The 13,843-nt window shown below is 56.4% G+C and carries 12 protein-coding genes; 1 reads left to right on the top strand and 11 read right to left on the bottom strand.

Annotated features, from left to right (window positions below):
* Positions 1 to 81 precede the first annotated feature (81 nt).
* Genes G7G_RS0100980 through G7G_RS0100955 form a run of 6 tightly spaced genes read right to left on the bottom strand, consistent with a single transcriptional unit; the run spans position 82 to position 7,269 of the window.
* Positions 82 to 1,023, bottom strand: a complete 942-nt coding sequence (locus G7G_RS0100980; protein WP_010437434.1) for an ABC transporter permease — start codon at positions 1,021 to 1,023, stop codon at positions 82 to 84.
* Positions 1,020 to 2,063: an ABC transporter permease gene (locus G7G_RS0100975; RefSeq protein ID WP_010437432.1), complete on the bottom strand. Its 1,044-nt coding sequence runs from the start codon at positions 2,061 to 2,063 to the stop codon at positions 1,020 to 1,022. The genes G7G_RS0100980 and G7G_RS0100975 overlap by 4 nt, the downstream gene beginning before the upstream one ends.
* Positions 2,053 to 3,573, bottom strand: a complete 1,521-nt coding sequence (locus tag G7G_RS0100970; RefSeq protein WP_010437431.1) for an ABC transporter ATP-binding protein — start codon at positions 3,571 to 3,573, stop codon at positions 2,053 to 2,055. The genes G7G_RS0100975 and G7G_RS0100970 overlap by 11 nt, the downstream gene beginning before the upstream one ends.
* Complete coding sequence (locus G7G_RS0100965) at positions 3,570 to 4,967, bottom strand: amidase (RefSeq protein ID WP_010437430.1); 1,398 nt, start codon at positions 4,965 to 4,967, stop codon at positions 3,570 to 3,572. Before G7G_RS0100965 ends, G7G_RS0100970 begins: the two co-directional genes overlap by 4 nt.
* Positions 4,945 to 5,928, bottom strand: coding sequence for a BMP family protein (locus G7G_RS0100960; protein WP_010437429.1), 984 nt, complete (start codon positions 5,926 to 5,928; stop codon positions 4,945 to 4,947). The genes G7G_RS0100965 and G7G_RS0100960 overlap by 23 nt, the downstream gene beginning before the upstream one ends.
* A gap of 36 nt (positions 5,929 to 5,964) precedes the next feature.
* On the bottom strand, positions 5,965 to 7,269 hold the full coding sequence (locus G7G_RS0100955; protein WP_010437427.1) for an amidohydrolase family protein: 1,305 nt from the start codon (positions 7,267 to 7,269) through the stop codon (positions 5,965 to 5,967).
* 59 nt (positions 7,270 to 7,328) lie between these two features.
* Here G7G_RS0100955 and G7G_RS24325 point away from each other — a divergent pair, with 59 nt between their 5' ends.
* A complete protein-coding gene (locus tag G7G_RS24325) occupies positions 7,329 to 7,490 on the top strand; it encodes a hypothetical protein (protein WP_158005265.1) in 162 nt (53 codons plus the stop codon).
* Positions 7,491 to 7,607: 117 nt separating this feature from the next.
* Here G7G_RS24325 and G7G_RS0100950 read toward each other — a convergent pair whose 3' ends face one another.
* Genes G7G_RS0100950 through G7G_RS24605 form a run of 5 tightly spaced genes read right to left on the bottom strand, consistent with a single transcriptional unit; the run spans position 7,608 to position 13,841 of the window.
* The gene (locus G7G_RS0100950) at positions 7,608 to 8,921 is read right to left on the bottom strand and encodes a TRAP transporter large permease (RefSeq protein WP_010437425.1); all 1,314 of its coding nucleotides are present in this window, start codon (positions 8,919 to 8,921) and stop codon (positions 7,608 to 7,610) included.
* Positions 8,918 to 9,427, bottom strand: coding sequence for a TRAP transporter small permease (locus tag G7G_RS0100945; protein WP_010437424.1), 510 nt, complete (start codon positions 9,425 to 9,427; stop codon positions 8,918 to 8,920). The genes G7G_RS0100950 and G7G_RS0100945 overlap by 4 nt, the downstream gene beginning before the upstream one ends.
* Before the next feature lie 58 nt (positions 9,428 to 9,485).
* Positions 9,486 to 10,499, bottom strand: a complete 1,014-nt coding sequence (locus G7G_RS0100940) for a TRAP transporter substrate-binding protein (RefSeq protein WP_010437423.1) — start codon at positions 10,497 to 10,499, stop codon at positions 9,486 to 9,488.
* A gap of 55 nt (positions 10,500 to 10,554) precedes the next feature.
* Positions 10,555 to 11,361, bottom strand: a complete 807-nt coding sequence (locus tag G7G_RS0100935; RefSeq protein WP_010437422.1) for a DNA-binding transcriptional regulator — start codon at positions 11,359 to 11,361, stop codon at positions 10,555 to 10,557.
* A 32-nt stretch (positions 11,362 to 11,393) separates the two neighbouring features.
* Positions 11,394 to 13,841, bottom strand: a complete 2,448-nt coding sequence (locus tag G7G_RS24605; protein WP_010437421.1) for a bifunctional 3-(3-hydroxy-phenyl)propionate/3-hydroxycinnamic acid hydroxylase — start codon at positions 13,839 to 13,841, stop codon at positions 11,394 to 11,396.
* Positions 13,842 to 13,843: the final 2 nt, after the last annotated feature.

The following is a 13,843-nucleotide window of genomic DNA, read 5'->3' as shown; positions in this document are numbered from 1 at the left end:
ACCAGTTTTTCATGTTCACCTTGAACAAATACTTTCCCTGAAATTTCGTTGGTGCCGGCTAATATGAGCGAACGAATGCCACTAACGTTCACCGCGTCGGTAGGGTGCCATCAACGCTGCGGGTACTTCGGCTCTGCGGGCGACAAGGACGAGCGCAACGATCGAAAGTACATACGGCGCCATTAGGAACAACTGATATGGCACACCCTCAACCGTTGTCTGCAATCGCAGTTGGAATGCATCGAAGAAAGCGAACAACATCGCGCCAATCAGAGCCTTACCGGGCCGCCAGCCAGCGAAGACTACCAATGCAATGCAGATCCAACCGCGTCCCTGCACCATACCCGGGAAAAAGCTGTTGAACGCCGTTGTGGTCAGGAAGGCCCCGCCCACCGCCATCAAAGCCGACCCGACAACAACTGCGCCGATACGGATACGGATCGGGTTCAGCCCCTGCGCCTCAACCGCATGAGGGTTCTCACCGGTCATACGAATGGCCAACCCCAATGGCGTGCGGGCAAGAACATAGGCCATCACAGCCACCGCAGTGAGCGCCAGATAGGTCGGCAAAGCTTGGGAAAACAGGATCGGTCCCAAAACGGGAAATTCTGACAGGACCGGAAAATCGAGCGGCTTAAAAGCCTCGATCGTAGGGGGAAGATCTCCTACCTCAACAAGCAACCTGTACAGGTAATAGGCTAAAGCGGATGCAAACAACGTTATGCCCAGCCCTGAGACGTGTTGCGAAAGTCCAAGTGGAACTGTCAGTATGGCATGAAGCAATCCCATCATCGCGCCGCAAAGCGCTGCAAAAATGAGGCCTACAAGCAAGGGTGCGCCCATGTAAACGACAAGCCAACCGCTCATCGCCCCCATGGTCATGATCCCCTCGATTCCCAGGTTGAGCACGCCCGAACGTTCGCAAAGCAACGCGCCAAGAACACCAAATATGAGCGGTGTCGCAATACGCAGCACCGAAGCCCAAAGACTGGTATTCAGCAGCAGATCAATTGCATCACTCATCGGCGCACCCGGTAGGTTGTGAAAAGAAGGGCCACGATCATGGTGAGTAGGCACAGCGCCACAATCACATCGGCAATGAAACTGGGAACACCCGTCGCACGGCTCATGGCGTCGGCCCCGACAAAGACGGTAGCGACGAAAACAGCGGCAGCGACCACTCCGGCCGGATGTAAAGCCGCGAGCATAGCAACGACAATGCCCGCATAACCAAATCCGGGGCTCATAGTGGTGGTGACACCCGCAGTGACACCCATGACTTCGACAGACCCGGCAAGCCCTGCCAGCGCGCCCGAAAGCAGGGCCACACCCATGATCGTTTGGGGCAGAGAAATTCCGGCAAATGCGGCGGCACTGGCGTTTAAGCCTGCGGCGCGTGTTTCAGCCCCAAAAACAGTACGCGCAAGGATCAGCCAAACAGCACCTGCTGCAGCAATAGCAACAAGCAGCCCGATATGAAGACGTGTACGGGGGATCAGATCCGGAAGGCGGTAATCCCCGTCTACGGGCACCGAAGAGGGCCACCCAAAGGCCAGCGGATCGCGCATAGGACCCTCAATCATGAGGCCAACGAAAAGGATCACGATGAAGTTGAGCAGCAGGGTTGTCACCACCTCATCTACGCCGAAACGCAAGCGTAAAAAGGCAGGTCCTGCCAACAGGGCCGCTCCCGCCGCCATGCCTGCGAACATCAAGATCGGAACACCGATCCACCCTGGAACTTCGAGTGAATGACCGATCCAAGCGGTGATCAGCGCCCCAACAAAGAACTGTCCCTCGCCCCCAATGTTCCAAAGCCGCGCTCGGAAGGCGACAGCAGCGGCAAGCCCCGTAAAGACAAGCGGAGTAGCGCGGGTCAGCATCTCGGCGATGGAAAGGCGCGAGCCGAATGCGCCATTCACCATTTCGCCATAAGCCGTTAGCGGATTTACATCAGCAGCAGCGATGAGACCTGCGGCCAAAAGCAATGCCGTTAAGATCGCGGCCAGTGGCGCAATGATCGCAAGGTGCAGCGGCACATGCGAGCGTCGTTCAAGCCGCATCATCATTTTCCTTCCAGACACCTGCCATCATTAGGCCAAGGCGTTGTGGGTCGGCTTCATCAGCCGATATCGGTTCTGACAAGCGACCTTTTACGATGGCCTGTATTCGGTCTGACAGGGCCACAGCTTCTTCCAGTTCTTCCGAAATGAGCAGGATCGCGGCACCTTCGGCCCGTGCTGCCAAAAGCTCGGCATGAACCGAAGCAATTGCCCCTTCATCAAGACCTCGCGTCGGCTGGTTTGCGAGCACAAAGCGCGGCCCGTTGGTCAGGACCCGACCAAGGATCAGCTTTTGCATATTACCCCCGGACAATAGCCGCGTTCGCGTATCAGGAGCGGCGCCTCGGATATCGAAACGTTCGATCAAGCCCGAAGTGTATTCGCGGGCCGCGCGTTGCCGAACGAAGCCCCTACGCGAAAATTCTGGTGTGCGCAGACGTTCAAGCACCGCGTTTTCCCACAGGCTCAACTCACCCACGACACCTTCTGCGTGCCGGTCTTCCGGCACCCGGCCTGCGCCAGCGCGGATCATGCCGCGCGGCCCCAGATGGCCGATATCTTCGTCCAGCAGTATCAATCTTCCGGCGATTGGGTGAACCAACCCAGACAGCAATCCACCAAGCGAGGCCTGCCCATTGCCTGAAACACCGACGATACCAAGGATCTCACCAGCATGGACGGTGAATGACACTTCATCCAGCCGTACCTCACCACCCTCTTCCACGCGCACATTGTTAGCAACCAGAACCGGCGCGCCGATCTCGTGGTCATGACGTACAGGCCGTTCCACCTTGCGACCAACCATGAGTTCCGCCAATTCTTCAGGTGTGGTTTCAGGTGTATTGCGTTCTGCGACCATCTTACCGCCACGAAGCACCGCCACACGGTCAGAGGCTGCCATGACCTCATGCAGCTTGTGGCTAATGAAGATAAGCGAGAGGCCCTCTTTCGTCATATCGCGCAGCGTCTCGAACAGGCGCATCGCCTCGGGCCGGGCCAGAACGGCTGTAGGTTCATCCAAGATCAGTATGCGCGCGTCGCGATAGAGCGCTTTCAGAATTTCGACGCGCTGGCGCTCACCCACGGACAGTGACCTGACCTTGGCTTCGGGGTTCACGGGCAGGCCGAACCGCTCTGCGATTTGCAACAATTTCTTGCGCGCCTCACTCCGGGCAGAACGTGCGCGCGTCAGGGGTTCGGAACCAAGCATAACGTTTTCCAGAACCGAGAGGTTGCCCGCAAGCGTAAAGTGCTGGTGTACCATCCCCACACCCACCTCGATCGCTGCGCGCGGCAGGCCCGGGGGCAGCTCTTTTCCAAATACCCTGACCGAGCCTTCGTCGGCTGCGTAATGGCCGAACAGGATATTCATCAGAGTCGTCTTACCCGCACCATTTTCACCCAACAGCGCAAGGATTTCCCCTTCCTCCAGTGTGAGGGTCACATCGTCATTTGCAGTAAGCGCACCAAAACGCTTGGTAATGTCGTGTAGTTCCAGAACTTTAGTCATGCGGGCAACCCTGCGATTGGGTGCGGAAAAGGAATTGCGGGCGCGCGGGCCTCGATCAATGCACCAAGTTTCAGCAACGCGAAATCAGCACCGGGTGGACCTACCAGCTGAACACCAAGCGGCAAGCCGTTGGCCATGCCAAAAGGCAACGCCAAAGCAGGCAGGCCCGCGACATTGGCAATTGCCGCGTTCGGTGCAAAAGCCTCCAGCTGCGCCATGTGTTTATCGGGAGCAGTGCCAGACAGGTCCAAAGCACCAACTACGGGCGGCGCAGACGAAAGGACCGGCATCAGGATGGCATCAGCAGACCTGAAAAGTTTGTTAGCGCGATTTGTCAGACGTGCGAGCTGTCGTGAGGCCGCAAAAAGCGCTGTGGCAGGTGTTGCCCAGCCCTCGGCAGCCATGGCCGCGGCAAGCGGTGGAATCTTATCATCAGGGATCCTGAGCGCTGTCAGCCACTCGGCCAACGAAACAGCCAGTATGGTTCGGGCAATTGCATGAGCTTCGGCCCCCAGCCGGTCGGGGGCGCGAACTTCATACACCTCACAACCTGAATCGCGCAGCGCGTCTGCAGCAGCTTTCGCGGCCTGGCACTGGACTGCTCCGCAACGCTCTGGCAATGCCACTGCGACACGGGGGCGTTCCGGCAGATGGACCGGGGCCATGGGCTGGGCTACCGCGTCAAAGGCGGTCTTCACATCGCGTACTGACCGCGCCAGGACCAATTCAGACGCGATCCCCATCAGGTGATTGGCAAAATCAGGGCCACCGGGCACCGCACCACGAGAAGGCTTGAGTCCGGTCAATCCACAGCAAGCAGCGGGTACCCTGATAGACCCGGCTGCATCCGTGGCATGCGCAATGGCAACGATTCCCGCAGCAACTGCCGCCGCGGCACCACCGGATGAACCACCGGGCGTCAGCGAGGAATTCCATGGGTTGCAAGTCGCAGCCATACCATCTGGCTCGCATGTCAGGGATAGGCCAAACGGAGGTGTTGCGGTCAGGCCGAACGGGATCAGCCCGGTCTGGCGGAGACCTTGCAGCAGATGGCTGTCATTCTCGGGTTTGCGCCCCTGTGCACGGATTGCCGAGGACCCCGCCGTCGCAGGAAGATCTTTGGCAAAACCACCAAGATCTTTTACCAAGAACGGAACCCCGTGAAGTGGTCCGCGTTGGTCTGGCGGCAATGCGTCTGCCGCCTTTGCCCCGGCGCGCGCCATATCTTCGTCCAGATAAACCACGGCCCCCAAATCCGCCCGTTCGTAGCAGGCGGCAAGACCGGCTTCCATCACGTCGTAGGCAGCGATCTGCCCCGCCGAAATGGCCGCTGCAAGAGCCGTGGCATCGGTCACGTCAAAACCCTCGGGATCAGGAGGGTTCGCTTTCGTCAATCGGCACGTCCCATTCGCCGGATTGGATCGCGGCTTGTTTGGCCTCCATCCTAGGAATGGCGTCGGCAGGTACTTCGTCGGCGACATAAATCAGCTCATTGCCGCCATGGGCCATAAAGGAATATTCCGTGTAATTGCGCCCGGTTGGATTGCCGGCCTGAACATCAGCCACGATTGCCTCAATGGTAGGACCGTAGTTCCAGATCGCATTGGCAAAGACCGTACCCGGGTAGCGCGGCGTATAATCGATAAGCGAACCGATGGCCTTCACACCTCGCGCTTGGGCCGCATCCGCAGTACCAATGCGTTCGCCAAACAGGATATCCGCACCCGCATCGATTTGGGCAATCGCAGCTTCCTGCGCACGGGCCGGATCAAACCACGCACCTATGAAGCCATTGACGAATGTGGCGTCCGGGTTCACTTCACTCACGCCCATGCGGAAAGCGTTAATCAGCAGGTTCACCTCGGGGATCGGATAGCCACCGACCGAGCCATAAACGTTGCTTTCTGACATTTGGCCCGCGAGCATCCCGGCAAGATAGGCTGCCTCGTGATTGCGGGTCCCAAAGACACCAAAGTTGTCACCTTCCGGCCCGCCGGAAGACCCCATCAGAAACGCAGTGTCGGGGTAATCACCCGCCACTTCGCGTGCTTCGCGTTCCACGGCGTAGGACTCGCCCCAAATGATTTGCGCACCACCTTCGGCATACTCACGCATCGCACGGGGATAGTCAGTCGGAGCCACCCCCTCTGAGAACTCATACTCGATCAGACCAGCATCGGCAGCCTCCTGCATCGCCATATGGATACGGCTGTTCCATGCGTTTTCAACCGGAGACATATGCACGCCTGCGACTCGGGTCGCTGATTGTGCATTCACGCGGCGGACATAAGCCGGCAGGGCCAGCGTGGCCGCAGCGCCGACCATCAGTTGACGGCGGGTTGTAGTGAGTTTCATTGGTGGATCCTCTTCTGTTGGTGGCAATTGTTCTTGTTATTTAGCTTCCTGAGTATTGGGCCTGGGCGCATAATCGGCGGGGTCCAGGGTCGTGGGGCGACCGGGCAACGAAAGCGCGGCCATTCGGGGTTCTGTGCGGGCCAGCACCTTTCCGTTTTTGATGACGGCAAGGCGGGTGGCTTTCATGCGAACAGCTTCAATCGGGTCACGCGCTTGCAGTACAACCAAATTGGCAGGGCCGCCCTTGCGGATTGTGGGATCAGGCAGGCCCATAGCCTTGGCGCCGTTCTGGGTGACGGATGTAAAAGCCCCCTCCATCGCCTCTCGGGATGTCATGGGCACTGCATGTACGCCCATATGGGCCACTTCCAACATGTCGGCAGACCCAAGCGAATACCATGGATCCATTGTGCAATCTTGCCCGAAGGCGACGTTTACACCTGCCGCGCGCAGCTCTGGCACTCGGGTCAGCCCCCGACGGCGCGGATAGGTGTCTGAGCGACCTTGCAGCGTTATGTTGATGAGCGGGTTGGGCACCACGTTCATGCCGCTTTCCGCAATCAGAGGAATAAGCTTCGAGGCATAATAGTTGTCATAGGAATGCATTGCCGTGACATGGCTTGCTGTAACTCGCCCGCCAAGCCCAAGGCGCGTGGTCTCATAGGCCAAGGTTTCCACGTGTCGCGACATTGGATCGTCGCTTTCATCGCAATGCAAATCCAGCATCAGGCCACGGTCCGCCGCTATCTCGGCCAGCCTCCTGACCGACCGGGCACCTTCCGACATCGTACGCTCAAAATGCGGGATGCCACCTACCACGTCGACACCCATATCAAGGGCTTGGATCAAGTTTTCTTCCGCATTTTGTGCTCGGTAAAGACCATCTTGCGGGAATGCTACCAGTTGCAGATCAATATAGGGGGCGACCTGCTTGCGGACCTCCAACAGTGCTTCAACGCCAACCAAAGGTGCGGATGAAACATCCACATGCGAACGGATAGCCAATAACCCTTGCGATACGGCAAGGTCGCAATATCGCATGGCGCGGTCAATCACTGCTTCAGGTGTCAGCAGGGGCTTCAGCTCACCCCAAAGCGCAATGCCTTCCAATAGAGTCCCCGAGACGTTCATGCGAGGCGATCCAAGGCTCAGGGTCGCATCCATATGGAAGTGTGGGTCGGTAAAGGGGGGTGAAACCAAGCGCCCAGCCGCGTCGATTTCTTCGCCCGCCTCAGCCTCGATCTTGGTGGCAATTTCTGCGACGCGGTCACCCTTGATCGCAATATCCAGCGGCCCTCGGCCATCTGGCAGGTGGGCTTGTCTGATGATAATGTCGAGCATTCATCCTCCCCCAAATTTGACCACATGGTAAAAGCATTCTGATAAAATGCTATATATTTTTGAGTTTTTCAGAAGCCAGCGCATCGGATAGTCTGACGCAATTCGGATTCCTGTGGACGCGAGACCGTGAGGCGTCGATCGAATACAAACAACTGCAAGGCGGAATACGGACGCAGCAATTCATCGTATCGATGGATGACGGCTATGGGCCGTTTGGATAAGTCGTGGAGAACTCGGCAGGCACTTGTGCTGCTTCAGCACCGAGGTCTGCAGTGAGCCCAAAACAGACAACTTGAATAGGCAATTTCAGGTTTGAAAACCAACCACCCAGAGCTAGCCTACATTGAATTAGGTAAGAAGAGTACAAGCCAAGGAAAAATGACGATTATCAGCAGTCGAAGGATATCCACTAGCCAGAAAGGGGTGACGCCTCGAAAAATTATTGATGTAGGGACATCCTTAACGACACCTTTTAGTACAAAGACATTCAAACCGACGGGCGGGGTGATCAGGCTGATCTCGGTGACTACGACGACGACAATACCAAACCAAACCGGATCAAACCCGAGACTGGTCACTACCGGAAAGAAGATGGGCACCGTAAGCAGCAGCATCGACAAGCTTTCAAAAACGCAACCAAGAAGAACGTAGACCAGCAGGATCAACACAATGACCAGTGTCGGCGATAGCCCCTGGGAAAGAACGAAGTTGCTAAGTGCCTCGGGCAGCCCCGCAAGATTGACAAAGTTCGAGAATATCCACGCCCCGATCAAGACCGCAAATAGCGTGGCGGCTGTCTGCACAGTTTCGATCAATACCTCCATGGTCGATGAAAAACTCAAGGCTCTTCTGGACAATGCAATCAGGAAAGCGCCAGCGGCCCCCATTCCTGCAGCCTCGGTCGGGGAAAATGTTATGAAGAAGGGCCAGACATCCAACACACCGTAGAGCCCGCCAATCACAAGGAAGAACAGTAGCAGCACTGCCCAGATATCCCTGAGCGACAAAAGCCGCTCTCGCCAGGAAACCCATTCGCCCGCTGGTCCGGCGTCAGGGTCCCGGGTCACCGAGAACCTGACGGCCACAAGATAAAGCAAAACGCCTAGCAACCCTGGAATAACACCGGCGATAAAGAGCTTTCCGATGCTTGTTTCCGTCAGCAGGCCATAGATGACCAGGATTACCGAGGGTGGTATCAGGATGCCCAAGGTGCCGCCCGCCGCGATTGAGGCTGTCGCCAAACTGTCTGAATACCTGTATTTTCGCATCTCGGGCATGGCAACCTTCGACATTGTCGCCGCGGTGGCGAGGGAAGAACCGCAGATAGCCGAGAAGCCAGCGCAGGCCACGATCGTCGCCATAGCCAATCCACCGCGCATATGGCCGAGAAATGCGTAGGACGCACGATATAGCTCTTTGGAAAGGCCGCCCTTGTTCACGAAGAGACCCATCAGGATAAAGAGAGGCACCACCGACAACCCGTAATCCTGAGCCGTGTCAATTATCAGTCGGCCCACCATCGAGATAGCAGCGCGAAACCCGCGTAACTCCACAAAACCCAGGAAGCCAACAAGCCCCATGGCTATGGCAATGGGCATACGCAAGAAAACGAGTATTAAGACCGCTCCGAGCCCCAATAGCGACAAAGTCATTCGGAGGCCTTGTTTTTTAGGAACAGGCGCACAACACTACGCGCCAGAAAGGCAATTGAGGTGAGACCAACAAAGATCGCGATAAACCACCCAACATAAAACTGTGGTAGCTTCAGGTACTCTGTGACATCGCCATATTGACGTGACCGTTCCGCAAGTTCCCAAACCCGAATTGCCGGCCATATCAGAACGATCCCGCAGATTGCATCGATCAGACTATCGCGCAACCGGGCCATTCGTGCGCTGAAGAAAGGGTCAAGCAGGTCCACAACAATGTTCTCACCCTTCCATGACACCAGAGGTAATGCAGAAAATACGATGACCGCCATAAAAAGCCGGGTCAGTTCGGTCGCACTTTCGATAGGATTGTTGAAAGCGCTCCGAAAAACCACGTCCAGAAATGTCATGCACATCAGGACGAATAAGGTGCCCGCTGCGATCCATGTAGGCAGATTGAGAACAACGTACCAGGGGTCGCGCAGCTTCAGTTTCTGAATGTCAGCCATGCCTGCCTCGCAAAATTGCGGTCCCTAAGCCAGGGCCCGCAGAGTTTCTTATTGTGGTTCAGTTGCCTGTCATCTGCTCGGCAATAAAGGCTTGCACCGTCGCCGCGTCAATTCCCTTGTCAGACACCTCGGCCAGAACGCTTTCGATGATTTGACCCGTCATTTCGTTCCAGGCTGCGACGTCAGCTTCGCTGGCTTCCGTCCAGGAATTGCCCTCGTTGCCGTCAATGGTTTCGATGCCGATCTGGTCAATCTCGTCCCACATGCGCCCGGCCACCTGAGAAAGCGCTTCGCCTGCTATTGTATCCAAAGCAGCACGATCTTCATCTGACAAGCTGTCGTATTTGTCCTGGTTCATCACGATTGCAAACGAGCCGCGATAGAACCCGCCAGGTACAGAATAACTGTGCGGGGCAACTTCAAACAGCTTGAAGCCCGCGCGGGCTTCCATGGGCATCATGACACCGTCGGCCGCCTTGGACGCCAATGTTTCATAAACTTTCGGTGCTGGCACACGGATACCGGTGGCACCGAGCGCTGCGCCCACGTCCCCAGAAACCCCGCCACCAAGTCGCAACTTCATGCCAGAGATATCATCCAGCGATGTCACCTTGGTTTCGGAATGCAGGATGCCGGGACCGTGGGTCATCATGGCGAGAACCTTTACCCCGTCATGCTCGTTTGCCGTGGCAAGATACTCTTCGTATGCCCGCCAATAAGCCACCGATGCGGCCTCGGCGTTGCCTTCGTAGCCAGGCAGCTCGATAATTTTGGATGCCACAAAGCGCCCGGGATTGTAGCCGTGAAAAATCCACGTGACATCGGCCACCCCGTCGAGAATAAGGTCGAACTGCGCTGGCGGCGCACCCAATCCGTATTTCACCTCTGCGCTCACACGACCATCTGAGGCTTCTTCGAGCATTTTCGTGAATTCAGGCCATAGCTTGGCGTTCATGCCATGCGTTGGCGGCGCCCATGATGAGATTGTAAGAACAGTATCCGCAGCCCAAGCTGCGCCGACGGTCAACGAAATTCCAAAGCTCAGCACCGTTGATCTGATGAGATGTTTCATGATTCCTCCCGGTTTTTCCTAAACCTACCGCTTCCGAGGAATTGCTTACTGTGCTTTAGATCTTTTTGTCCGCTTGGCGGACAGGTGCACCTTTTACCATCTGCGCCGCGATCTGATTGGCCAATTCCTTCATCGGGCTCGCATAACGGTTGATTGCTTCTGTCATGGAAAACGCACTGGCGATCCAAATGATCGACAGGCATCCCAGAACGCGATCCTCACAGATGATTGGAACCGCCAAACTGGATGTGTCGGGTCGAAAAGTGCGTGCACTGCGCGTAGCGTATCCTTGTTTGCGATATTGAACCAGACGCGAGGCGATCCAGCTTTCCAGCAAAAACCGCTCGTCCTCGGGGTCGTTATTGTTGCGCAGCAGGTCCAGAATGATGCTTCTTTCCTTGTCTTCCAGAAAGGCCAAAAAGGCACGCCCGGCCGAAGACCTTAGTATCGGCAGGGACAGTCCGGCCATGTTCCGATCAATCGAGAACGGGCTGCGCCAGTGCGTTGTTTCTTCGATGACCATGTGCAGATCTCGATAAACCGAAAAATCAAGCGGCCATGAATGCACATCGGTGAATTCCGCAATGCCCGGGGCCGCGACGCGGCAAATGTGCGAGTGCGCAGCATAGTTGTCGCCCAAGCCGGAGGCGCGCGGCGAAACTCTGACCCGAGTGTCGGACGCCGACATCAGAATGTACCCTGCTTCCTCAAGAGTGTGGAGCAACCGATAGACAGTTGGTCTCGGCACGCCAATCGCGGTAGCGATTTCGGCAGGCTTTGCCGAACCCTGACTGTTCACGAACCGCAACAAGTCCAGACCGCGTAGCAAGGCACGAATGTTGGGTTGGTTGTCTGCCACCATCCTCATCCTTCAGACCGTCCTATTGCACATTCTCAGGCGGCGACGACCTTTTGGTCAATAGCCCCAAAAACTGACTGCCCTGATGGGTCGTGCATCTCGAATCTGACGGTGTCTCCAGGCTCCATGAATCGCGTCTCCGCCCTGCCATCAGCAATGATTTCGATCATCCGCTTTTCGGCCAGACATGACGACCCGACACGTTCGTGATCAGTGTTCGACACCGTGCCCGATCCGATGATAGTGCCTGCGCGCAATTCTCTGGTCTTTGCGGCATGCGCAATCAACTGGGCGAAATCAAAATTCAGGTCATTGCCAGCTGGCACCCTGCCAAAGGTTCTGCCGTTGTAAACGGTTTCGAGCGGCAGAGTAACTTTTGCTCCGGTCCAGTATTCACCCAGTTCATCCGGAGTTACGCAAACAGGCGAAAACGCACTTGCAGGTTTCGACTGGTAAAAGCCAAACCCCTTGACCAGTTCAGGTTTCATAACATTGCGCAACGAGACATCATTGCACAGCATGATCAGTTTGATATGGCCAACCGCCGCCTCGGTAGAACATCCGATAGGCACGTCATCGGTAACCACGGCAATCTCGCCCTCAAAATCCAGTCCCCAGTCCACGTCAATGCAGGGAATGTCATCGGTCGGTGCCAAAAAATAGTCACCGCCCCCCTGATACATCAGTGGATCCGTCTCAGCTCCGGGGGGCATGTCAGCCCCGCGGGCTTTGCGTACCAGGCGCATATGGCTGAGATATGCACTTCCGTCGGCCCATTGATACGATCTCGGCAACGGACTGGCCAATTGGTCCACGTCATAGGCCATAGTCTCGATCTCATTTTGTTCGACCAACTCCGAGATCTTTTTCAGCGCGCTGGCTGAACTTTCCCAGGTTTCGATCGCTTGCTGCAACGTTTGCGCAACTGATGCCGCAGATGCCATTCTGGTCAGGTCTTTTGACACGACGACAAGTGATCCATCACGACCACTGGATTTAAGTGATGCCAGTTTCATATCTATCTTTCTTTTTTTCGGCTTAAATAGGGACAGGGCTTGTTCTGGAAGTTCCAGAAGGGTTTCCGCGACAGCCGCGACGTACCGGTCGGGTCGCACCCAGACGGCATTTGTTCCAATATCGGTCAGCACGGCGTCCAGCTGGGGATGATCGCGCGCATTCAGTGCGACAGCATCATCGCTGCATTCCGGCAATGAGGCGCGGCTGACAAGAAGGTGCTTGTGTCCAACAGCATCGTCCAGCCTCTGTCCGTCGGTATCAAGATGCACTTGGGGAAAGGGACGCCCGACATAAGGGTTGTTTGTCTGCACCTGCATCAGTGCGCTCTGACCAAGCTTGGGCGCAATAGATCGCATGGCACCTGAACGCGAACCGTCCGCAAGTTTCAAGGCACTTTCCCGATCAAGCGAGTTGATCAGGCCGCCCAGACGAACCGCAGTTTCAATATAGCTGTGTGCGTGGGGCTGTCGTTCATCCTGATAGCTGTCAAAGAGCATCTCTTCATCGCCGCCATTGAGTGCTTTGACGAGCTTCCATGCCAAATTCGCGGCGTCTCGAATGCCGGTGCACATTCCTTGGCCCATGAAGGGTGGCGTCAGGTGGGCGGCATCTCCGGCAATCACAACCGGTCCCTTTCGCCAGATTTTCGCGACCTGTGAACGGAACGTATAGACAGCACTGCGCTCAATCTCGGCATCGTCAGGCGTAATCCACCGTGATAGCAGATCCCAGAGACGCGAATGTTCCATTATTTCGGCGTCGGTTTCACCGTCCAAAACCATGATTTCCCAGCGGCGGCGAATACCGGGGGCCCGGCAATAAGTCATCGGTCGGTCCGGGTTGCAGAATTGAATGGAATGATCGCCAAGCTCTGGCATTGGACGTTTGAGACGCAAATCGACGACCAGCCAGCGTTCTTCAAACCCCAGATCTTCCATTTCGCCGCCGATCCAGCGGCGCACGGACGAATTGGCCCCGTCGCAGCCAACAACGTATCGAGCTTCAAAGGTGGACTTGCAGTCGTTTGTCTTATCCAGTGCGGTTAACTCTACGCCATTCCCTGTGGGTTCAAGATTTATTACGTTGTGAAGTTCCAGCGTGGTGGCCCTCGGGGAACGCGCCAGTTCGGCTCTCAACAGCGTTTCGAGATCAGGCTGATGCAACCTGTAGCTTGCGTGCCACCCATGTTTGGTAACGCTCTGTGGTCTTGGCCAGTCCAGCAGCAACTCATTGTTTTCATCGACGAACTTCATGCCCGGGTTGATGTGCACCAGCTTATAAAGCGCGTCAGCTATCCCGACGGTTTGGAAAACGCGCATCACTTCGTCATCGAAGTGCACGGCGCGGGGCAGATGGTACATCTGGGCCTCGCGGTCCAGAACCACAACCGAAACACCGCTTTTGGTCAGGAGGTTGGCAAGTGTCGCTCCGGTAGGACCGAACCCGATAATCGCAACGTCATACATCG

The organism is Ruegeria conchae, from assembly GCF_000192475.1.
GTDB lineage: Bacteria > Pseudomonadota > Alphaproteobacteria > Rhodobacterales > Rhodobacteraceae > Ruegeria > Ruegeria conchae.
Note: the sequence above shows the minus strand (reverse complement) of the source record. Positions and strands in the feature narration are given on the sequence as shown.